The following is a 20,636-nucleotide window of genomic DNA, read 5'->3' on the forward strand; positions in this document are numbered from 1 at the left end:
GACCAACAGTGACTGACCCACTCTCCGAAACCCAGCCACCGCAACCACAGGATCTCGAGCCGAGCGACCGTAAGTCGACCGACGGCGCCGGGACGCCACCGCAACCACCGCGGACGTCGACCACGTACCCCGTCAACCCGGAGCCCCGACCAGACCGAGCAGGTACGGAAGCATCGCCAACGACACCCACGCCCAGGCGACCGTCCACCCTCAACCAGTCACTTGATCCCGGTGGTGGCGATCGAGCGGACGAAGTAGCGCTGGCCGAACAGGAACAGCAGCAGCACCGGCAGCTGGCTGAGCAGGGTGCTCGCCATCAGCACCGGCCAGTTGGTGAAGTGCGCGCTCTGGAAGCTGGCCAGGCCGAGCTGGACGGTCATCGTCTCGGGCGAGGAGGTGACGACCAACGGCCACAGGAAGTCGTTCCACACCTGGAGGAAGGTGAGTACGGCGACCGTGCTCAGCGGTGGCCCCATCAGGGGGAGCAGGATGCTGAACAGGATGCGCACCCGACCGGCACCGTCGATGGTCGCGGCCTCCTCGAGCTCGGCCGGGAGGCTGAGGAAGAACTGTCGGAGCAGGTAGATGCCGAACGGGGTGACCAGGTTGGGAACGATCAGGGCCGGGAGGCTGTCGACCAGCCCGAGCTGCTTGACGATCAGCAGGGTCGGGATCATCACCACCTGGAACGGCACCATCAGCGTGGCCAGGATGCCGAGGAACAGCAGTCGGCTGCCGGCGAACGGGATCCGCGCGAAGGCGTAGCCGGCCAGGCTGCACAGGACCAGGTTGCTGACCACGCAGGTCACCGAGACGATCGTGCTGTTCAGCAGCCAGTGAGCGAGCGGGGAGTCGTTCCAGGCCTGGGCGTAGCTCTCCCAGTGCAACGAGGAGGGCAGCCCGGGCGGGAAGCGATGGGTCTCGGCCAGCGTGGACAGGCTGGTGACCAGCATCCAGATGAGCGGCACCAGCATCACGAGGGCAAGGGGCAGCAGCACCAGGTGCCAGGGCGACGGTGCGCGGAGCCGGAGTGAGCGCGCCATCAGCCGCTCGGGTCCAGGTCACGATCGCGGCTGACGCGGATCTGGATGACGGTGATGACGAGGATCGCGACGAACAGCAGGCACGCGATGGCGGCGGCGTAGCCGGCGTGGAAGTACACGAACGCCTGCTGGTAGAGGTAGTAGACGACCACCGTGGTCGCGTGCAGCGGACCGCCCTTGGTGGTCACGTAGACCTCGTCGAAGAGCTGCAGCGCGTTGATCGTGAGCCACACGAGCATGAAGCCGATGATCGGTCGCATCAGCGGCACCTGGATCAGCCAGAACGCCCGTGTCCGCGTGCAGCCGTCGATCTGGGCGGCTTCGACGAGGTCCTGGGGGATGGACTGGAGTCCGGCCAGGAAGATCAGCGCGCCGAACCCGACCCACCCCCACGTGGTCATGGCGACCATCGTGTAGAGAGCGGAGTCCGGCGAGGAGAAGAAGCCGCTCTGCGGGAGCCCCACCTTGTCGAGCAGGGCGTTGACGATGCCGTAGTCGGGGTCGAGCAGCCAGGAGAAGATGACGCCGGTCGCCACCGTGGAGGTGACGACCGGGACGAAGACCGCCAACCGGTAGAGCGAGATGCCGCGCAGCCGCCGGTTGAGGGCCGCCGCGACGAGCAACGAGCAGACCAGCGTGATCGGCACGAACAGCACCGTGTAGACCACGGTGTGCCGGATCGACTCTCGGAAGACCGGGTCGTGCATCAGCTCGCGGTAGTTGCTCGTGCCCGCCCAGGTGGCCGGCGTCTGCAGGTCGCTGTGCTGGAAGGACAGCACCACCGACCACGCCACCGGCACCAGTCCGAACAGGCCGATCAGCAGCACGCTCGGAGCGACCATGCCCCAGGCCGCGCGTTGGTCGGCGCTCTTCTTCGAGGACGGTTTCGTACGACGCCCCGCGGTGGCGGGGAAGAGGGCAGCGGTCACTGACCGGCCAATACGCTCGCCACCTGGTCGCTTGCGGTGTCCAGAGCCTCCTGCGGCTCGGCTTGTCCCAGCAGCACCGACTGGACCATCTGGCCCACCGCCGTCGAGACCTCGGAGTACGACGCGATGTTGGGCCGTACGTGCTTGACGTTGTTCAGGTTGTCGACGAACACCTTGTTGGCGGGGTACTTCTCCAGGAACGTCGAGTACTCCGGGAGCTGGCTCTCCGACTTGCGCAGTGGCAAGTCACCGGTGGCGATCGCGAACTGGAGGTGCACCGGCGCCGAGGTCAGCCAGGTCATGAACTTCACGGCGGTCTCGGACCGGCCCTTGGAGTGGTCGAAGGCCATGTAGAGGTCTGGCCCCGAGATGGTCTCGTGGTTGCCGTCGTGGCCGGGCAGCAGGGTGATGCCGTAGTCGACGTCGGCGTTGATGCTGGACAGGTCCCACGGGCCGGTCCACAGCATCGCGATCTTGCCGCTGTTGAACAGGTTCAGGTAGTTGCCGTTGCCGTTGTCGAGGTAGACCGACTTGTCGGTGACGGCCATGCCCTTCAGCAGGTCGAGCGCCTCCTTGCCGGCGGCGGAGTCGAACTCAGGCTTGGTGTTGTCGCTGTTGAGGAGCTCCCCACCGGCCTGCCACAGCAGCGGGAGGTAGCGCCACACGGTGTCCTCGCTGCCGTCGTTGACGTAGGCCCAGCCGTAGGTCTTCTTGGCGGGATCGGTCAGCTTCTTGGCGGCGTTGCGGAAGTCGTCCCAGCTCCACGACGCGGTCGGCAAGGGTACGCCGGCGGCCTTGAACAGCGCCTTGTTGTAGACGAGAGAGAGGTTGTCCACCAGGGCGGGTACGCCGAGCACCTTGCCGTTCACCTCGGCCGCCTGCTGCTCGGAGGGGTAGAAGTCGTCCCAGTTGAAGGCGGGCTTCTTCACGGTGTCGGTGAGGTCGATCAGCTTGGGCTGGCGTGCGAGCGCGGCGGCCGACGAACCGAACTCGTAGGCGACGTCGGGATAGTTGCCGGCCGTGAAGCCGGCCACGGTCTTCTGCAGCGCATTGTCGTTGCCGCTGTTGTAGACGAGCTTGACCTTCTCGTCGGGGTGGTCGGCGTTCCACTGCTTGACCTGGGCGGTCATCGCCTTGGCCTCCACGTCGGTGTAGCCGTGCCAGACGGTGATCGTGGTGCCGCCGTCGCTGCCGGAGCTCCCGCCGCAGCCGGCGAGCGCGGCTCCGAGGGCCAGCAGGCCAGCCAGTCCGGCGGCCGCCTTGGTGGTCAACGCCATGTCAGGCTCCCTGGTTCATCGAGGCTGAGGGTCTCGGAGCGAGTCGTGCAGATTCGCTCGCCACAGATGAGCAGACTTGCACGTATTGAGCGTGAGGACAAGAGTCTTGACGCTGGATCGAACGCCTTCCCTGCGCGTAATGTGCACATCATGCGTCAACAGGACCGTCTCGGAGTCATCCTTGAGCGTTTGAGCACGCACGGCTCCGTCGATGTCGCCGACCTCTCCGGCCAGCTCTCGGTCTCCCAGGCGTCCGTACGGCGCGACCTCCAGCTGCTCGAGAGCCAGCAGCTGCTCACCCGCACGCACGGCGGCGCTGTCTCCTCGGGGGTGCTCTACGAGCTGCCGATGCGCTACCGCGGGGGGCAGCGCCACGACGCCAAGCGGGCGATCGCCAAGTACACCGTCGGCCTGCTCGGCAAGGACGTGACCTCGGTCGGGCTCAACGGCGGCTCGACCACCACCGAGGTCGCCCGCGCGCTCGCAGGGCGCACCGGTCTGCGCGTCGTCACCAATGCCCTGAACATCGCAGCCGAGCTCGCCGTACGCACCAACATCGAGCTCGTGGTGTGCGGCGGCAGCGCGCGCAGCGAGTCCTACGAGCTGGTCGGGCCGCTGGCCGAGCTGACCCTGAGCAACATCAACCTCGACGTCGCGATCATCGGCGTCGACGGCGTGAGTGCCAGCGCCGGACTCACCACCCATCACGAGGTCGAGGCCCAGACCAACCGCTGCCTGGTGCGCGCAGCCGCCCGGGTCATCGTGGTCGCCGACTCGGCCAAGATCGGACGTCGCGGCTTCGCCCGCATCAGCGAGCTCAGCGCCGTCTCCGACCTGGTCACCGACTCCGACGCCACGGACGCCGACGTGACCGAACTCGAGCGAGCAGGCCTCAGGGTGCACCGAGCCGAGCCCTGAGCTCGGTCGGCAGCAGCGGCTCGTGGGCCGCGACCATCGCGTCCGCAAGGGCCCAGATCGCGTGCACGTCCAGCGTGGCCGACGTGTTCGGGTCGACCATCAGCGCGTGCCGGATGTGCTCGGGTCGGAGCTCGGTGGCGGCGCGCACGGTGAGGTCGACGACTGAGAGGAAGGTGCGGTTGAGGGCCGCACACTGGGCGGGCAGGGCGCCGACCGCGACCGGGTGGGCGCCGTCGGCGTCGATGACGCAGGGGGCCTCGATCGGCGCTCCGTGCGGCAGATTGTCGATCAGGCCGTGGTTGACGACATTGGCCTGGATCTCGCGGCGGCGCCCGGTGACCATGCTGTGGATCACCTGGGGTGCGTACTCCGCCGCATCCTCCTCGGGCTCGACGTACTCACCCGTCGCGGCCTCGGCGATCAGTCGCGTCGTCTCCTCGACGTTGGCGGCGCTGATGCCGACGTAGTCACGGATCGGCAGGCGCAGACGCTCGATCTCGGCGTCGTCATGGAGGTACCACGGCACGTACTCCGAGGAGTGCTCGCTGGTCTCGGTGGGGTAGTAGCCCAGCCGTCGGTACATGTCGACCCGGACCCGGCGACGCAGGTCGGGGTCGTCGGCGACCAGCTTGTCGAGGCGGTCGTAGAGGTTCTCGCCGGCGAGCTCCCAGGAGAGGATCCAGGCCTGGTGGTTGACCCCGGCGCTGCGGAAGTCGATCTCCTCGAACGGGGCGCCGACGAGCTCGCACAGGTCGACCAGGGTCCAGTAGACCGAGTGGCACAGCCCGAGCACCTTCACGCCGGGGTGCGTCGCGGCGAGGTAGCCGATGTTCATCGCCATCGGGTTGGTGTAGTTGAGCAGCCAGGCGTCGGGACACACCTCGGTGATGTCCCGGGCCAGGGCGTCCAGGAACGGGAAGGTGCGCAGTCCTCGGAAGACACCGCCGACGCCCAGGGTGTCGGCGATGGTCTGACGGACGCCGAAGCTCTCGGGCACGTCGAAGTCGGTGAGCGTCGCGGCGTGGCCGCCGATGTTGACGGTGTTGATCACGAAGTCCGCGCCGGCCAGTGCCTCGCGCCGGTCGGCGGTCGCGCGTACGACGGCCTCGCGGCCGTGGTGGCGCAGCGAGATGTGGGCCAGCTGCTCGGCCAGGGCGAGCCGGTCGCGGTCGATGTCGTGCATCACCAGCTCGAGCCCCGGGAGGTCGTCGAAGGTGAGCAGGTCGCGCAGCAGCTGTCGGGTGAACTCGGCCGAGCCGGCTCCCATGAAGACGATGGTCGTCACCCGTGGAGCATGTCAGTCGCGCACGAAATGAACAAGGTCGATCATCGAATCTGATTGAGTGTGGACTTTTCAGCGCCTAGGCGTGCAGACTGACCACCGTGACCGACGTCCTGGTGGTGGGTGATGCCAATCCCGACCTGATCCTCAGCGGCGACGTGGTTCCCCGATTCGGTCAGGTGGAGCAGCTCCTGGACGGCGCCGACCTCGTGATCGGCGGGTCCGGCGGGATCCTCGCGAACGGCTTGGCGCGTCTGGGTCGGTCGACGCGACTCGTGGCCGCCACCGGGTCCGACCTGCTCGGTGACCTGATGCGACAGCTGCTGTCGGCGGGCGGGGTCGAGACCACGGCGCTGCTGCGCCAGCAGGACCACTCGACCGGCATCACGATCGTGCTCACCAGTCCCGACGATCGCGCGGTGCTGACCTATCTGGGCGCCATTCCGCTGCTCTCCCGGGTGGATGTCCAGTCGGCGCTCGACCTGGCGGTGCTCGACGGCGTCCGTCACGTGCACGTCGCGTCGTACTACCTGCTCGGTGCGCTCGCGCCCGACCTGCCCGGCCTGCTGGAGGACGCGAGATCCCGCGGCCTGACTACGTCCCTGGACACGAACTTCGACCCCGCGGAGCGCTGGGACGGGGTGGCCGACCTGCTGCCGCACCTCGACCTGCTGCTGCCCAACCGTCAGGAGGCATTCGGCCTGGCCGGCCGGCTGACCGGCGCCGCTCCAGCCGATGTCGAAGCGGGCGCTGCAGCACTGGCCGCCGCCGGGCCCGTGGTGGTCGTCAAGGACGGAGCCGCCGGTGCGGTGAGCGTCGACCGGTCGGGCCACGTCCTTCGCGAGGCGGCGACCGCGGTCGTCACGCTCGATGCCACCGGCGCCGGCGACACCTTCGACGCGGCGTACCTCGACTCGTTCCTACGTGGTCTCGACCCGCAGGAATGCCTGCGCCGGGCCTGCCTGGCCGGAGCCATCTCCACCTCTGCGCTGGGCGGCACCGGCGGCCAGCCGACCATCGACCAGCTCTCCTCACCCGGAAGGGACGCCGATGTCCTACGTCAGCTCTGAGATCGAGTCGCAACCGTCATCGTGGAGGCGCGCCATCGAGCTGCTGCCCTCGCTAGCTGCCGCGCTGCCCGAACGGGGGGAGCGGGTCGCGGTGATCGGCTGTGGCACGTCCTGGTTCATGGCCGAGGCGTACGCCGCGCTGCGCGAGAGCGCGGGGATGGGGGAGACCGACTTCTACACCGCCAGCGCACTGCCTTCGTCGCGGAAGTACGACCGCGTGCTCGCCATCAGCCGGTCGGGTACGACGACCGAGGTGGTCGACGCACTCGCCGGCACCTCTGCTCGTCGTACGTCGATCGTCACCGACGCCTCGACCCCGGTCGGGGAGGTCAGCGACGACTGCGTGGTGCTCGACTTCGCCGACGAGCAGTCCGTCGTGCAGACCGTCTTCGCGACCACCACCCTGATGCTGCTGCGTGCGTCGCTCGGTGAGTCGCTCGACCACGTCATCGCCGAGGCGGAGCAGGTGCTCAGAGAGACGCCCGACCCGCGGGTGGACGCGGCGTCGCAGTACACCTTCCTCGGTCAGGGCTGGCCCCACGGCATCGCCCGCGAGGCGGCGCTGAAGATGCGAGAGGCGTCGCGGTCGTGGACCGAGTCCTACCCGCAGATGGAGTACCGCCACGGCCCGATCTCCATCGCCGAGCCCGGTCGTGTCGTCTGGGTGTTCGGCCAGCCGGTCCACGACCTGCTCGACGACGTCAGGGCCACCGGCGCGACCGTGGTGTGCGACGACCTCGACCCGGTGAGCGACCTGCTGCGCGTGCAGCTGCTCGCCGTCCGGCTCGCCGAGGCTGCCGGGCTCGACCCCGACCGGCCACGGAACCTGACTCGCTCGGTGGTGCTCGGCGCGCCATGATGCCCGGATGATCGTCTGCGTGGCGCCCAGCCCGGCGTGGGACGTCACCTACGGCGTCGAACGCTTCCGGGAGCACGCCACCAACCGGGCCCACACCGTGTCAGCGCGCGCCGGCGGCAAGGCGGTCAACGTGGCGCGGATCCTGCACGCCTTCGGTGAGGACGTCGTGGTCGTCGCACCGGTCGGCGGCCCGACCGGCGAGCTGTTCGCGGCCGACCTCGCCGAGAGCGGCATCGCTCTCGACGCCGTCGACACCGCGACCGAGCTGCGTCGTACGGTCACCATCGTCAGCGACGAGGCCGGCGACGCCACGATCGTCAACGAGGGCTGCACCTTGACCGAGTGGCCGTCCTTCCTGGCCCGTGTTGAGGAGCAGCTGTCGGAGGCTTCGGTCGTGGTCGCCGCTGGATCGCTGCCGTCGGCTGTTCCGGTCGACGCCTACGGCGAGCTCGCCCGCGTGGGCGCCCGACACGGCGTGCCGGTCGTGGTCGACACGAGCGGCCCCGCGCTCGCGGCCGCGCTGCGCGGCAGCCCGTCGTTGATCAAGCCGAACCTGGCCGAGCTGCCGGACATCACCGATGTCACCGACCCCCGGGAGGCAGCCCGGCGGTTGTCGGCCGAGTCGGGCACCGCCGTCGCGGTGACCCTGGGTGCCGACGGGATCGTCCTCGCGGCCGACGGAGAGCTGTGGCACGGGTCGGTGTCCCGCGCGCTGCACGGCAACCCGACGGGTGCCGGTGATGCGGCGCTGGCCGCGTTCACGCGCGGGATCGGAACGGGTACGCCGTGGCCGGACGTCCTGCACGACGCGGTCGCCCTGTCCGGAGCGGCCGTGCTGGCGCCGTACGCCGGCGAGTTCGACCCCGCGCACCACCAGGAGCTGTCGGAGCAGGTAGTCGTCGAGCGAGTGGGTGCCCGCGCATGACGGCGGCGAGCACCGGAGATCTCGTCGCCTCGGGGGAGGGCGTGGTGGCGTTCAACGTGATCACCCTCGAGCACGCCGAGGGCATCCTGCTCGGTGCTGTGCGTGCTGGTCGACCCGTCGTGCTCCAGGTCAGCGAGAACGCGATCCGCTACCACTCCGGCGGGGCTCCGTTGCTGAGTGCCTGCGCCGCGTTGGTGGCCACGCACGACGCCACCGCGTCGATGCACCTCGACCACGTCGTCGACCAGGCCTTGCTCGACCTCGCGGTGCCCGTGCTCGGCGTCAGCTCGGTGATGTACGACGGCAGTGAGCTGCCCTACGCCGAGAACGTCGAGCGGACCCAGCAGCTGACCCGGATGCTGCACGACCGCGGGCTGTGGGTCGAGGCCGAGCTCGGCGCGATCGGCGGCAAGGGCGGCGCACATGCTCCCGGCGTACGCACCGACCCGGGTGAGGCCGCCGACTTCGTGGCCGCGACCGGCGTCGACGCCCTGGCCGTGGCCGTCGGCAGCACCCACGCGATGACCGAGCAGACCGCCACGCTGGACTGCGACCTGATCACCCGCCTCGCGGCCGCCGTACCGGTCCCGCTCGTGCTGCACGGCTCGTCGGGCGTGCCCGTCGCCCAGCTGAAGGAAGCTCGCGCGGCCGGCATCCGCAAGGTCAATGTCGGCACCGCCCTCAACGTCGCCTTCACCACCGAGGTCCGGGCGTCACTGGACGCCGATACAAAGCTCACCGACCCGCGGAAGTACCTGTCGCGGGCCCGCGACGCCGTGGCCGACGTGGTCGAGGAGCTGCTGACCGCGCTCTAGTCGGTGCAGAGGCAGAACGGGTGACCGGCCGGGTCGAGGTAGACCCGGAAGGTCTTGCCCGGCTGGTGCTCCGGCTTGGTGGCGCCGAGCTCGAGCACGGCCGGCTCGGCCGAGTCGAAGTCCTGCACCATCACGTCGAGGTGCATCTGCTGGGGCACTTCCTGGCCCGGCCAGACCGGTGCCTTGAAGTCCTTCACCGGCTGGAAGCAGATGCACTGGTTGCCGTCCGGTGACCGGATCTCGCCCCACTCGTCGGAGGCGTCGACCTTCCAGCCGAGGAGGTCGCCGTAGAACGTGGCGAGGACGCGCGGGTCGGGGCAGTCCATGACAAAGCTGGGAAACGCTGCGATAGCCATGCGTGCACGCTAGCCGCGGGCACTGACAAAGGGTCGACGAGCCGACCACCGACTCACCGGGTCTCCACCTCGATGGACCGCCAGCGCCGGTAGAGGCTCATCAGGTCGTCCCTCTGGCGCGGGTCCAGGTCCTCGGTGCGCAGACTCCCGGTGACGCGGATCGTCGCCTGGATCTGTTGGAGGTGCTCGAGGCAGTGCGGACACTCGCCGAGGTGCTCCTCGAAGCGCTCGTGGTCCTCCACCCCCAGGGCGTCGTCGAGGTAGGCCGTCACGAGCGAGACGGCCTCGCGGCACGTCATGTCGTGCGCGGCGGACCGGAAGAGCCACAGCCAACGGACGTTCACAGCGCGATCTCCTTCTCGAGTGCGGCCCGGATCGTGGTGCGTGCGCGGTGCAGGAGCACGCGTTGGTTCCCCTCGGTGATGTCGAGGAGCTCGCAGACCTCCGCACCGCTGAGCCCTTCGACGTCTCGGAGGCTGACGACAGCCCGTTGTCCCGGCGGCAGCTCGGCGATCACCTCGTGCACGCGCTCGGCCAGCACGGGCGCCGCGACCCGGTCGACGACCTCGTCGGCCCAGTGGGCCGGTGGTGTCACCCACCAGCCGTCCCGGCTGAACCTGCCGTCGCGGTGCTCGAGCTCGTCGTCGCCGACCGGCAGATGGGTCCGCTCGCGTACGCCGGCACTGATGGCCCGGTTGAGCACGATGCGGAACAACCAGGTGCGCAGCGAGGCACGCTGCTCGAAGGTCTCGATCCCGCGGAGGAGCCCGAGCCACGCTTCCTGGACGACCTCCTCGGCGACCGCCCTGCTGCGCACCCTCGTCAGGGCCAGCCGGATCATCGCGGCGTGGTGGACCTGCACCAGCTCGACGAAGGCCGCCTCGTCGCTCGCGCGCAGCCGGTCCACGAGCTCGTGCTCGTCGTCCCGATGCCCCGGCCCGTCGTCCTGCGGATCCCGGTACGCCGGAGCCCCTTCACGGCGTACCACCTCGTGCTCCATGTCTATTGGTCTCTCGAGAAGCCCAGACGTAACGCTCTTTCTCCAGTGATGACTCACTAGGACGAAATCCGATCGAAGGAGACCCATGTCCGCCCTGCCCGCCATCGACCTCCCGCGCGTCGAGCTCGACGTGGAGTCGGCATGAGCGCGTGCGACGCCTCGCTCGAGACAGAGGCGCCGGTGCTGGCCACGGCGGACGACGCCTCCGTAGTCACCCGCATCCTGGTCGACGCGTTCCGGGACGACCCCATGTGGGGTCCCTGGGCATTTCCCGATCCGGCGACCCGACGGGCGAGTCGCGAGGCCGTCTTCCGGATCGTGGTCGAGGGTGCGCTGGCGCATCCCCACGTGTGGCTCTCGGCCGATCGTTGTGCGGCGGCGCTGTGGATCCCACCGGGCGGCAGGGAGCTGTCTCCGGAGCAGGAGGAGCGAATCGACGCGGTCCTGCGCGCGGCGCTGGGTGACGGAGCCGCAGCGGTCCTCCGTGCTTTCGAGCGCTTCGAGGAGGTCCGGCCGAGCGAGCCGCACCAGTACCTGACCCTGCTCGGCACCCGACCCGACCACTGGGGCAAGGGCGTCGGGGGGCGCCTGTTGCGAGCGAACCTGCGCGAGCTGGATGCCGAGGGGACGCCGGCGTACCTCGAGGCGAGCGACGAGCTCGTGTCGTACTACGAGCGCTTCGGGTTCCGGGGGAGCAGCCGGTTCGTGGTGGACGACGGGCCGACTGTCAACGCCATGTGGCGCGATCCCGAGCCGGTCTGACTCATGGACATCATCATCGAGGAGCTGAAGGGGTCACACCGTGACATCGCGTGGTCGTTCCGCGAGGCGGAGGACTCCGATCACCTCCTGAACAGCTACATCGACCTCGGCCGGGTCTGGGTCTCGGTCACCGCGGCCGGTGAGACCGTCGGACACCTCCAGGCCGTCCCTCGCGACGGCCGGGTCTGGGAGGTCACCAATACGGCCGTGCTCGAGAGCCGGCGTGGGCGTGGTGTCGGGCGCGCCCTGCTGGCGCGAGCCGTGGACGAGGCGCGCGCAGCAGGGATGAACCGGGTCGTGTTGGCCACCGCGACGGCAGACATCGGCAACCTGCGCTTCTACCAGCGCTGCGGCTTCCGGATGACGCACATCGTCCAGGACGTCTTCGGACCTGCGCAGGGCTACCCGGCGGGTCTGGAGGTCGACGGCATCCCCCTGCGTGACCAGGTCTGGTTCGAGCTCGCATGTTGAGCGACCTCGAGCTGTACGCGCGGGGCATCCGGACGGCGGTGGCCTGCTGGTCGTCGTACGCCCGGACGATCGCCGGCGGCGCAGTGCACCACCTCCCCGGCGTCGAGGTCGCGGTCTTCACCGAGGGTCCAGAGCGCGGCGTCTTCAACAACGCGGTGCTCGGTCACGGACTCTCTGCCCCGCACCGGCGTGCGGCCGTGGACGCGATGAGGTCCACGTACCGCGACGCCGGCGTCATGGCGTACGCCGCCTGGGTGCACGAGACCGACACCGCGATGCTCGAGGAGCTGACCAGCGTGGGGTTCGTCCACCAGGAGACGACCTGGGCCATGGGCCTGCAGCTCGACGGCACTGCTCGTGCCACCGACTCCCGCGTCGGACTCGGCGGCTGGGAGGAGTACCTGCGCGTGCTCGAGCTCCCCCCAGGACTGCTCACAGGAGCCGATCCGCACGACTTCCACGTGGTGGTCGGTCGTCTGGAGGCCGAGCCCGTCGCGACCGGCATGGGCTTCGACCACGACGACGACTGCGGCATCTACAACGTCGGCACCCTCGAGCACGCGCGCAGGCGAGGCCTGGGCTCGGCCGTGGTCGGGGCGTTGCTGGACGGAGCTGCGTCACGCAGCTGCACCACCGCGACCCTGCAGTCCACGGAGATGGCACGCCGCGTGTACGCCGGCCGCGGGTTCCGCGACGTCGGACGCATCCTGGAGCTCGGGCCGCCGAGTCGTGAGTCGACTCCTGAGACCGGTGTGACGACGTTGTCCACAGGACGCAGATCGGTGGTTTCCGTCTCGCAATTCCGGGGGTAGAGATTGCTCCATGTCGGTGGATGTCTCGGGGACTCCGTCGGTCGATCTCGTCGGCGAGCTCGACCAGCAGGTGCGTTCCGTCGTACGCCGCGAAGGGGTCGACCCGCAGCTCGACGTGACCCGGGTCCGCCGCATCGCGGAGGACGTCGTGCGAGCCCACGACGAGCGCAGCCTGACCGGCGTCGTCACACCCGTGCCCGATCCGGTGGCCGTGATCGGGGAGCTGGTCGCGCGCGTCTCGGGATTCGGGGCGCTGCAGACGTTCCTCGACGACCCCGAGGTCGAGGAGATCTGGATCAACGACCCGAGCCGGGTGTTCGTCGCACGCAACGGCCGGCACGAGCTGACCAACGTGATTCTGAGCAAGTCCGAGGTGCAGGAGCTCGTCGAGCGGATGCTCAAGTCGAGCGGCCGGCGCATCGACCTGTCGCAGCCGTTCGTGGATGCCATGCTGCCGGCCGGTCACCGGCTGCATGTCGTGCTCGAGGGCATCAGTCGGGAGTTCGCGGCGGTCAACATCCGCAAGTTCGTGCTGAAGGCGGCCCGGCTCACCGATCTGGTGCGGCTGGGGTCGCTGCCGACCGGCGCGGCACGGTTCCTGGAGGCCGCGGTGCTCGCGGGCCAGAACATCGTGATCGCCGGCGGGACCCAGACCGGCAAGACCACCTTCCTGAACTGCCTGGCTGCGGCCATCCCGGGCGGCGACCGCATCGTGTCGGCCGAGGAGGTCTTCGAGCTGCGGTTCAACCATCCCGACTGGGTGGCGATGCAGACGCGACAGGCCGGGCTCGAGGGCACCGGCGAGGTGTCCTTGCGCGACCTGGTGCGCGAGACGTTGCGGATGCGACCGACCCGGATCATCGTCGGAGAGGTCAGGGCGGCCGAGTGCCTCGACCTGCTGCTGGCACTGAATGCCGGGCTGCCGGGGCTCGCGACCCTGCACGCCAACAGTGCTCGAGAAGCGCTGGTGAAGCTGTGCACGCTGCCGCTGCTGGCCGGGGAGAACATCTCGGCTCGGTTCGTCGTACCCACGGTGGCGAGCTCGGTCGACCTCGTCGTACACCTCGGCATCGACCACGCAGGCGTACGACGGGTCAACGAGATCGTCGCGGTCCCGGGTCGGGTCGAGAACGACATCGTCGAGACCGAGCCGGTGTTTCTCCGCAAGGGCGGCGAGCTCGTGCCCACCGGCGGCATGCCCACGCGGCTGGAGTCGTTCGAGCGGGCCGGCATCGACGTGCACCGCATCCTGCGTGAGGCGGGCTGATGGGTCCGGTGCTCGGGTTGCTGTTCGGCGTCGGGCTGGTGCTGATCTGCTCGTCGTTCCGCGAGCCGGCGCCACGACCCGCACCACGGCCCTCCCGGCTTCGGCCACTGCTGGCGAGTGCCGGTCTGGGTGAGGTCAGCGTCGCCGGCTTCCTCGTCGTCTGTGCGGTGTGCGGGTTCACGGCGACCGCGGTGGTGCTGGTCGCGTCGCGGACGGTGCCGGTCGCGCTGGTGTTCGGCGCGATGGGCGCCTACCTGCCGGTGGCGGTGCTGAACGGCCGGGCCCGGCGTCGCCAGCGCGAGTTCGCCGAGGTCTGGCCCGAGGCGGTCGACAACCTCGCGAGCGCCGTACGGGCCGGCATGTCCCTGCCGGAGGCGCTGTCGGCGTTGTCGGAGCGCGGGCCCGAGCCACTGCGAGCGCCGTTCGCCGGCTTCGCGCTGGACTACCAGGTGAGCGGACGGTTCGGCGACGCCCTCGACCGGCTCAAGGATCGGCTGGCCGACCCGGTGGGGGACCGGGTGGTGGAGAGCCTGCGGGTGGCGCGCGAGGTCGGCGGTGGTGACCTCGGGCGCCTGCTCCGCAGCCTGTCGGGCTTCCTGCGCGACGACGCCCGCACGCGCGCCGAGCTCCAGTCACGTCAGGCCTGGACCGTCAACGGTGCCCGGCTCGCCGTCGCGGCGCCCTGGCTGGTGCTGCTGATGATGTGCTTCCAGCCCGAGGTGATCCAGCGCTACTCCACCGGCGCCGGGGTCGTGGTGCTCGTCGGTGGAGCGGTGGCGTGCGCGTTCGCCTATCGCATGATGGTCCGCATCGGCCGCCTCCCGACCGAGCGGAGGATCCTCTCGTGAGCCCGCTCGTCGGTGCCCTGCTCGGTGCGGCGCTCGGTCTCGGTGGCTGGCTGGTGGTGACGGCGGTGCTCGACGCCCGTCGTACGCCGATCGCAGTACGGGTGCTGCCCTATGTCCGCGACCTGCCGCGACCGGACACACTGCCGGCGCCGGTGTCCTCGTCCAGCGCCTTCGCCGGTGTCTTCGGCCCGTGGCTGTCCGGAGCCGGTCAGGTCGTCGAACGAGTGCTCGGCGGATCGGCGTCGGTCCGCCGACGGCTGCAGCGCGCCGGCCTGGAGACGGACGTCGCGCAGTTCCGGGTCGAGCAGGTCGTGTGGGGACTGGTCGCCTTCGCGATCGTCGCCGTCCCGTCCGGCCTGATCGCCGCGTCGTCGCCCGAGCGTTCGGTGCCGCTGCTGATCTTCTGCGCGATCGCGTTCGTGCTCGGCGTACTCCTCAGGGAGAACCGGCTGACTGCCCAGGTCACGCACCGCGAACGACTCATTCTCCAGGAGTTCCCGACCGTCGCCGAGCTGCTCGCGCTGGCCGTGGCGGCGGGGGAGAGCCCGGTGGCCGCGCTCGACCGGGTCGTACGACGCACGCAGGGCGAGCTCTCCGCCGAGCTGGCCATCGTGCTCGCCCAGGTCCGCACCGGTACGCCGATCGCCCGTGCCTTCGACGAGCTGGCTGCCCGCTCCGGACTGGCCGTGGTCTCCCGGTTCGCCGAGGGGATCGCCATCGCCGTCGAGCGAGGCACTCCGCTGGCCGACGTACTCCATGCCCAGACCGGTGACGTGCGCGAGGCCGGTCGGCGCGCGCTGATCGAGTCCGGCGCTCGGCGGGAGGTCCTGATGATGGTGCCCGTCGTCTTCCTGGTGCTCCCTGTCGTTGTCGTCTTTGCGTTCTGGCCCGGGCTGGTCGGCCTGCGGCTGGTCGTGCCGTAGCTGTCACCCCGTAGCTGTCACCCCGTAGCTGTCATGAGGAGGAATGAAGATGAGACACCTGATCCGCCGCCGGCTCCGCGGCGAGCACGGTGACGTGCCCGGCTGGGTGCTGATCACAGTGATGACCGCCGGCCTGGTCGCCGGCCTCTGGGCCATCGCCGGGTCGCAGCTCGGCTCGATGCTGCGTGAAGCGTTGGCCTCGGTCTCCGGCTGACCGGCGCCGCGGCGAGCACGGCGCGGCGGTCGTCGACTTCGTGCTCGTCAGTCTGGTGCTGGTGCCGCTCGTGCTCGGCCTGATCCAGGTCGGGCTGGTGCTGCACGTCCGCAACACCTTGGCGGCCGCGGCGACCGAAGGGGCTCGCTACGGCGCGAACATCGACCGCACGCCGGCCGACGGTGCGGCACGCACCCGCTCGCAGATCGACGACGCCATCGCGGCGCGGTTCGCCGACGACGTCTCGGCCCGCCGCGAGGTTGTGGACGGAGTGCCCACCGTCGCGGTGACCGTGCGTGCCTCGGTCCCCGCGCTCGGGCTGTGGGGTCCGGCGGTCGGCTTGTCCGTGACCGGCCACGGCGTGCAGGAGACGGCGCCGTGAGGCGGAGACGTGACGAGTCGGGCACCGCGATCGTGGAGTTCGTCTGGTTGGCGATCCTGCTGATCGTGCCGTTGCTCTACATCGTGCTCGCGGCGTTCGACACCCAGCGCGCGGCGTACGCCGCCTCGGCGGCCGCCCGTTCCGCTGGTCGTGCCTTCGTGACCGCCCCCGACCAGGCGACCGGCTACCAGCGCGCCCGGGAGGCGGTCCGGCTCGCCTACCGCGACCAGCGGCTCGAGACCGTGCCCGAGGTGCGGATCACCTGTCGTCCCGACCCGCGCCACTGCCTCACGCCGGGTTCCGTGGTGCGGGCCGAGGTGCACTCCGCCGTGTCGCTGCCCCTGATGCCGGCCGCGCTCGGCTCCAACACCCCGACCATCCGGGTCGACTCCGAGCACGAGGCGCCGTACGGCACCTTCCGCGAGGCCCGCCCGTGAGCCGTCCCCGAATGCGGCAGAGCGAGAACGGCTCGGTGACGCCGCTGATCATCGGCTTCGCGGTCGTGGTGGCGATGATGGTCGGCGTGGTCGTGGATGCCTCGGCGGCCTACCTGCGCCGGCAGGGACTCAACTCGGCCGCCGACGCTGCTGCACTTGCCGCGACCGACGGGATCCAGGGCGAGGAGGTCTACACCCACGGCCTCGGCAAGCGGGCCGAGATCGACCCGGTGGCGGCCCGTCGCTACGTGGAGGACTACGTCGCGAGCAGCGGTATCCGCCGCCGCTTCCCGGGTCTCGACTACTCCGTGCAGACCACCACCAACACCGTCGTGGTGCGGATCGTCGCGCCGATGGACCTCCCGCTGCACGTGCCGGGCGTCGGCACTGACGTGGCCGTGAGCGGTACGGCGGCCTCGGTGGTGGTCGTGTCCGACTAGACCTCACCCAGATCGGATGAGGCGGCGCCTCGCGCGGCCGCCGATGGTGGGGGCGTCAGTTCGGCTCCAGAGAGGGGATCGACGTGTCCGAGTTCGGTCGACCAAGCGGCAGCATGAGCCAACCCAACCTCGCCAACGAGTACCAGACCCAGTCCGGGACCTCCGGCTGGACCGGTTGGGTGGTGTTCGCCGGAATCATGATGGTGATGCTCGGGGTCTTCCACGCCATCCAGGGGCTCGTGGCCCTCTTCCAGGACGACTACTTCCTGGTGGGCAAGTCGGGCCTCACCCTGCACATCGACTACACCGCGTGGGGCTGGATCCAGCTCATCTCCGGCGTCATCGTGTTCGCAGCCGGGCTGGCGGTCTTCGTCGGCCAGGTGTGGGCGCGGAGCGTCGGAGTGCTGGTCGCCATGCTGAGCGCCATCGTCAACGTCGGGTTCCTCGCGGCGTACCCGATCTGGTCCACGATCATGATCGGGCTCGACGTGCTGGTGATCTGGGCGCTGATCGTCCACGGAGGCGAGCTGCGGGAGTAGGGGTCGTGGCGAGCGGCGTGGCGAGCGAAGTCCCTCCCCTGGAGGGGCCTCAGCCGCGCGCGTGGCCGCACGTCGACGAGGGCGTGGGCAACCGCGAGGCGCAGGTACGACGAGGCAAGGTCGCGCGCTCGATCGCCCCTCGGGTCAGTCAGGGGGCGTGGCAGCCGGGTATCGGTCGAGCCGACCCGGTGACGATCCTGATGGACCAGGCGAGCGCTCGGGTGCCCGAGCTGGTCCCGCTGCGCAACGCCCGGATGCTGGCCTCGCCGTTCGCGTTCTACCGCGGGGCGGCCGCGATCATGGCGGCCGACCTGGCGCACACGCCGCGCTCCGGGATCAGCGTCCAGCTGTGCGGCGACGCCCACCTCTCCAACATCGGGGGGTACGCCGCCCCTGACCGCGAGCTGGTCTTCGACCTCAACGACTTCGACGAGACCCTGCCCGGACCGTGGGAATGGGACGTCAAGCGACTGATGGCCAGCCTCGCCATCGCCTGTCGGGAGAGGAGCTTCGGGGATCGTGACCGGGCCGCCGTCGTGCGGTCCGCCGCGGCGGCCTACCGCGACGCGATGCGCGAGTTCGCGACCATGGGCAGCCTGGCGGTCTGGTACTCGCGGATGACAGTCACCGACGTGCGCGCGGGCTGGGGTGGCCAGCTCGACAAGAAGACGAGGCGCGCCTTCGACCGCAACGTCGAGAAGTCGATGACGAAGGACAGCGCGCGGGCCGCGGCCAAGCTGACCCGGGACGAGGGCGGTTCGCCCCGGATCGCGAGCGACCCACCGCTGGTGGTGCCGATCGCCGAGCTGCTGGGTCCCCACGACGCCCATGCCTTCGAGGAGATCGTCGAGCAGACGCTGCGCAGCTATCGCGCCAGCCTGTCGGCCGGGAGACGCAGCCTGCTGGAGCGCTATCGCTTCGTCGACGCCGCCCGCAAGGTCGTGGGCGTCGGCAGCGTCGGCACCCGGGCCTGGGTGGTGCTCATGCTCGGCATCGTCGACGACGAGCCGCTGATGCTCCAGCTCAAGGAGGCGAGCCCCTCGGTGCTCTCGGGGTACGCCGGCCGGAGTCGCTACGAGAACCAGGGGCAGCGGGTCGTGGTCGGCCAGCAGCTGCTCCAGGCGGCGTCCGACATCTTCCTGGGCTGGACCCGGATCGCCGGTGTCGACGGTGTGGCCCGTGACTTCTACATCCGGCAGCTCTGGGACTGGAAGCTGTCGATCGACGTGAGCCGGCAGAGCCCGTCCACGATGCGCATCTACGCCCAGGTGTGCGGGTGGATCCTGGCGCGTGCGCACGCCCGGTCGGGGGACCGGGTGGCCATCGCGTCGTACCTGGGCCGGGGTGATGTCTTCGACGTGGCCATGGCCGACTTCGCCGAGGCCTATGCCGACCAGAACGAGCGCGACTTCAACCGCTTCGTCAACGGTGCCCGGGAGCACCGCTTCGAGGTCAGCCCGGAGGTCTGACCCGGGGACGGGCTCAGATGCTGATGCGGCCGGTCCAGAGTCCGACCACCCCGGCGACGCCGCCCGCGACGATGATGACCAGCAGGCCGATCTCTGTGGGGCTGAACAGCCGTTTGCCGTGCTCGCTGCGGGCCTTGACGTAGAGCAGCGCCGCTGGGGCGAGCAGCACGGTGGCGAGCAGCAGGAACTTCATGCCGGCGGCGTCGAACAGGAAGAGCGTGTAGGCGGTCGCGGCCCCGGCGACGATCGTCTCCTTGCGCCGCGCCCCGGCCGGGACACCCTCGTAGGTCTCGCCGGTCAGGCCGAGCTTGAGGGCGTAGGCGGCGGCCAGGAAGTACGGCAGCAGCGCCAGGCTCGTGGACAGGTCCAGCATGAAGTTGAGCGCGTCGTCGACGAACATCGTGAGCGCGAGCAGTGCCTGTACGCCCAGCGAGGTGATCACCAGGGCGGTGATCGGGGTGCCGTGCTCGTTCTCCTGGCCGAGGAAGGACGGCATGTCGTCGGCCCGCGCCGGGATGTACATGACCTCGGCCGCCATCAGCGTCCACGCCAGATAGGCGCCGAGCACGGAGACGATGACCGCGACGCTGATGAACACCTCGCCCCAGTCGCCGACCACGGACTGGAAGACCCCGACCATCGAGGGCTGCCGTGTCTTGGCCAGCTCGGGCTGCGGCACCACCGAGTAGCTGGAGAGGGTGACCAGCGCGAAGATCGAGAGCACGCTCAGGAAGCCGAGCACGGTGGCCTTGCCGACGTCCTCGCGCTTCTTGGCGTAGCGGGAGTAGACGCTGGCGCCCTCGATGCCGATGAACACGAAGGTGGTGATCAGCATCGTGTTGCGGACCTGCTCGTTGAGGTCGCCGAGCTCGCCGTACGACGACGCCGTCCAGTTGTCGGCGAACACCCCAGCATCGAAGGACACGAACAGCACCACGATGAACACCAGGATCGGCAGGATCTTGAAGATCGTGACGATGCGGTTGATGACGGCAGCGTCTCGTACGCCGCGCGCGATCAGGGTGTGGAACAGCCAGACGCCGACCGTCGAGACCGCCACCGCGAGGAAGGTGGCGCCGTCGCCGAAGCTGTCGAAGAAGGCGCCAAGGGTGGCGCCGATGAACACCCAGTAGAAGGTGTTGCCGGCCACCGTGCTGGCCCAGAAGCCGATCGCGGAGTTGAAGCCGGCGTAGTCGCCGAACCCGGCCTTGGCGTAGATGAAGACACCGGAGTCGAGCTCGGGCTTGCGGATGGCGAGGTTCTGGAACACGAAGGCGAGCATCAGCATCCCGGTGCCGGCCACGGCCCAGGCGATCAGCGAGCCGAGGATCCCGGTGGCGACCCCGAACCGGGCCGGGAGCGAGAACACACCGGCCCCCACCATGCTGCCGACCACCATGGCGGTCAGGGTGGGCACGGACATCTTCGCGACGATGCCGGGCGCCGACTCGGCGGCCTGGACGGCCGGGACGGCGCTCGTAGGAGTGCTCGGCGTAGTCATCGTGCCCACGACCGTAGGGTCAGGGCTCGCCGGGCTCCTTCACCCGAATGGGGTGGTCGGGTTCGGGCAACACTGTTCGAACACCTGTGCGACCATC

General features: G+C 69.8%; 25 protein-coding genes. 17 read left to right on the plus strand and 8 right to left on the minus strand.

The window, feature by feature from the left end; all coding sequences use genetic code 11:
- Positions 1–218: 218 nt before the first annotated feature.
- The 3 genes from H976_RS0113825 to H976_RS0113835 are packed head-to-tail and all read right to left on the minus strand — an operon-like array spanning position 219 to position 3,249.
- Positions 219–1,043, minus strand: coding sequence for a carbohydrate ABC transporter permease (locus H976_RS0113825; RefSeq protein ID WP_036226370.1), 825 nt, complete (start codon positions 1,041–1,043; stop codon positions 219–221).
- Positions 1,043–1,972, minus strand: a complete 930-nt coding sequence (locus H976_RS26290) for a carbohydrate ABC transporter permease (RefSeq protein ID WP_196804074.1) — start codon at positions 1,970–1,972, stop codon at positions 1,043–1,045. Before H976_RS26290 ends, H976_RS0113825 begins: the two co-directional genes overlap by 1 nt.
- Positions 1,969–3,249 (minus strand): ABC transporter substrate-binding protein, encoded by a 1,281-nt coding sequence (locus H976_RS0113835; RefSeq protein ID WP_036226377.1) that lies wholly within the window; start codon positions 3,247–3,249, stop codon positions 1,969–1,971. The genes H976_RS26290 and H976_RS0113835 overlap by 4 nt, the downstream gene beginning before the upstream one ends.
- Before the next feature lie 150 nt (positions 3,250–3,399).
- Between H976_RS0113835 and H976_RS0113840 the strand changes: the two genes are divergently transcribed.
- Entirely contained in the window at positions 3,400–4,167 is a 768-nt protein-coding gene (locus tag H976_RS0113840; protein ID WP_027862033.1) for a DeoR/GlpR family DNA-binding transcription regulator, read from the plus strand.
- Here the strand turns inward: H976_RS0113840 and melA are convergent.
- Positions 4,142–5,452: an alpha-galactosidase gene (melA, locus tag H976_RS0113845; RefSeq protein WP_027862034.1), complete on the minus strand. Its 1,311-nt coding sequence runs from the start codon at positions 5,450–5,452 to the stop codon at positions 4,142–4,144. The two genes, H976_RS0113840 and melA, sit on opposite strands and share 26 nt — an antisense overlap.
- A gap of 98 nt (positions 5,453–5,550) precedes the next feature.
- Between melA and H976_RS0113850 the strand changes: the two genes are divergently transcribed.
- From H976_RS0113850 to H976_RS0113865, 4 genes are read left to right on the plus strand one after another with little or no spacing between them, the layout of a single operon-like run.
- The gene (locus tag H976_RS0113850; RefSeq protein ID WP_196804075.1) at positions 5,551–6,519 is read left to right on the plus strand and encodes a carbohydrate kinase family protein; all 969 of its coding nucleotides are present in this window, start codon (positions 5,551–5,553) and stop codon (positions 6,517–6,519) included.
- Positions 6,500–7,378, plus strand: coding sequence for an SIS domain-containing protein (locus tag H976_RS0113855; protein WP_027862036.1), 879 nt, complete (start codon positions 6,500–6,502; stop codon positions 7,376–7,378). The genes H976_RS0113850 and H976_RS0113855 overlap by 20 nt, the downstream gene beginning before the upstream one ends.
- A 7-nt stretch (positions 7,379–7,385) precedes the next feature.
- Complete coding sequence (locus H976_RS0113860) at positions 7,386–8,303, plus strand: 1-phosphofructokinase family hexose kinase (RefSeq protein WP_027862037.1); 918 nt, start codon at positions 7,386–7,388, stop codon at positions 8,301–8,303.
- The gene (locus H976_RS0113865) at positions 8,300–9,118 is read left to right on the plus strand and encodes a class II fructose-bisphosphate aldolase (protein ID WP_027862038.1); all 819 of its coding nucleotides are present in this window, start codon (positions 8,300–8,302) and stop codon (positions 9,116–9,118) included. Before H976_RS0113860 ends, H976_RS0113865 begins: the two co-directional genes overlap by 4 nt.
- On the opposite strand, the gene H976_RS0113870 is transcribed toward H976_RS0113865, so the two are convergent.
- Genes H976_RS0113870 through H976_RS26295 form a run of 3 tightly spaced genes read right to left on the minus strand, consistent with a single transcriptional unit; the run spans position 9,115 to position 10,474 of the window.
- Complete coding sequence (locus tag H976_RS0113870; protein WP_027862039.1) at positions 9,115–9,474, minus strand: VOC family protein; 360 nt, start codon at positions 9,472–9,474, stop codon at positions 9,115–9,117. The genes H976_RS0113865 and H976_RS0113870 overlap by 4 nt on opposite strands.
- 53 nt (positions 9,475–9,527) lie before the next feature.
- On the minus strand, positions 9,528–9,818 hold the full coding sequence (locus H976_RS0113875) for an anti-sigma factor (RefSeq protein ID WP_196804076.1): 291 nt from the start codon (positions 9,816–9,818) through the stop codon (positions 9,528–9,530).
- Complete coding sequence (locus H976_RS26295) at positions 9,815–10,474, minus strand: RNA polymerase sigma factor (protein ID WP_051276813.1); 660 nt, start codon at positions 10,472–10,474, stop codon at positions 9,815–9,817. Before H976_RS26295 ends, H976_RS0113875 begins: the two co-directional genes overlap by 4 nt.
- Positions 10,475–10,615: 141 nt before the next feature.
- Between H976_RS26295 and H976_RS0113885 the strand changes: the two genes are divergently transcribed.
- The 12 genes from H976_RS0113885 to H976_RS26305 all read left to right on the plus strand — a co-directional run bounded on the left by H976_RS0113885 (position 10,616) and on the right by H976_RS26305 (position 19,038).
- Complete coding sequence (locus tag H976_RS0113885) at positions 10,616–11,236, plus strand: GNAT family N-acetyltransferase (RefSeq protein WP_036226380.1); 621 nt, start codon at positions 10,616–10,618, stop codon at positions 11,234–11,236.
- A 3-nt stretch (positions 11,237–11,239) separates the two neighbouring features.
- Entirely contained in the window at positions 11,240–11,707 is a 468-nt protein-coding gene (locus H976_RS0113890) for a GNAT family N-acetyltransferase (RefSeq protein ID WP_081682896.1), read from the plus strand.
- Entirely contained in the window at positions 11,701–12,519 is an 819-nt protein-coding gene (locus H976_RS26300; protein ID WP_036226383.1) for a GNAT family N-acetyltransferase, read from the plus strand. Before H976_RS0113890 ends, H976_RS26300 begins: the two co-directional genes overlap by 7 nt.
- A gap of 10 nt (positions 12,520–12,529) precedes the next feature.
- Positions 12,530–13,786, plus strand: coding sequence for a CpaF family protein (locus H976_RS0113900; protein WP_027862043.1), 1,257 nt, complete (start codon positions 12,530–12,532; stop codon positions 13,784–13,786).
- Positions 13,786–14,634, plus strand: a complete 849-nt coding sequence (locus tag H976_RS0113905; RefSeq protein WP_027862044.1) for a type II secretion system F family protein — start codon at positions 13,786–13,788, stop codon at positions 14,632–14,634. The genes H976_RS0113900 and H976_RS0113905 overlap by 1 nt, the downstream gene beginning before the upstream one ends.
- Positions 14,631–15,557 (plus strand): type II secretion system F family protein, encoded by a 927-nt coding sequence (locus tag H976_RS0113910; RefSeq protein WP_027862045.1) that lies wholly within the window; start codon positions 14,631–14,633, stop codon positions 15,555–15,557. Before H976_RS0113905 ends, H976_RS0113910 begins: the two co-directional genes overlap by 4 nt.
- A 49-nt stretch (positions 15,558–15,606) precedes the next feature.
- The gene (locus tag H976_RS30405; RefSeq protein ID WP_196804085.1) at positions 15,607–15,771 is read left to right on the plus strand and encodes a hypothetical protein; all 165 of its coding nucleotides are present in this window, start codon (positions 15,607–15,609) and stop codon (positions 15,769–15,771) included.
- Positions 15,743–16,153, plus strand: a complete 411-nt coding sequence (locus H976_RS0113920; protein WP_027862046.1) for a TadE/TadG family type IV pilus assembly protein — start codon at positions 15,743–15,745, stop codon at positions 16,151–16,153. Before H976_RS30405 ends, H976_RS0113920 begins: the two co-directional genes overlap by 29 nt.
- The gene (locus tag H976_RS0113925) at positions 16,150–16,590 is read left to right on the plus strand and encodes a hypothetical protein (RefSeq protein ID WP_027862047.1); all 441 of its coding nucleotides are present in this window, start codon (positions 16,150–16,152) and stop codon (positions 16,588–16,590) included. Before H976_RS0113920 ends, H976_RS0113925 begins: the two co-directional genes overlap by 4 nt.
- Positions 16,587–17,030, plus strand: coding sequence for a pilus assembly protein TadG-related protein (locus tag H976_RS0113930; protein WP_027862048.1), 444 nt, complete (start codon positions 16,587–16,589; stop codon positions 17,028–17,030). The genes H976_RS0113925 and H976_RS0113930 overlap by 4 nt, the downstream gene beginning before the upstream one ends.
- A gap of 113 nt (positions 17,031–17,143) precedes the next feature.
- Positions 17,144–17,569 (plus strand): hypothetical protein, encoded by a 426-nt coding sequence (locus tag H976_RS0113935; RefSeq protein ID WP_027862049.1) that lies wholly within the window; start codon positions 17,144–17,146, stop codon positions 17,567–17,569.
- A gap of 17 nt (positions 17,570–17,586) precedes the next feature.
- Positions 17,587–19,038 carry a DUF2252 domain-containing protein gene (locus tag H976_RS26305; protein ID WP_196804077.1) on the plus strand — a complete coding sequence of 484 codons (1,452 nt, stop codon included), beginning with the start codon at positions 17,587–17,589 and terminating at the stop codon, positions 19,036–19,038.
- Positions 19,039–19,051: 13 nt separating this feature from the next.
- Here H976_RS26305 and H976_RS0113945 read toward each other — a convergent pair whose 3' ends face one another.
- Entirely contained in the window at positions 19,052–20,539 is a 1,488-nt protein-coding gene (locus H976_RS0113945; protein ID WP_231388925.1) for a basic amino acid/polyamine antiporter, read from the minus strand.
- Positions 20,540–20,636: the final 97 nt, after the last annotated feature.

Origin of the sequence: Marmoricola sp. URHB0036 (assembly GCF_000426045.1) — a bacterium.
Classification (GTDB): Bacteria; Actinomycetota; Actinomycetes; order Propionibacteriales; family Nocardioidaceae; genus Marmoricola.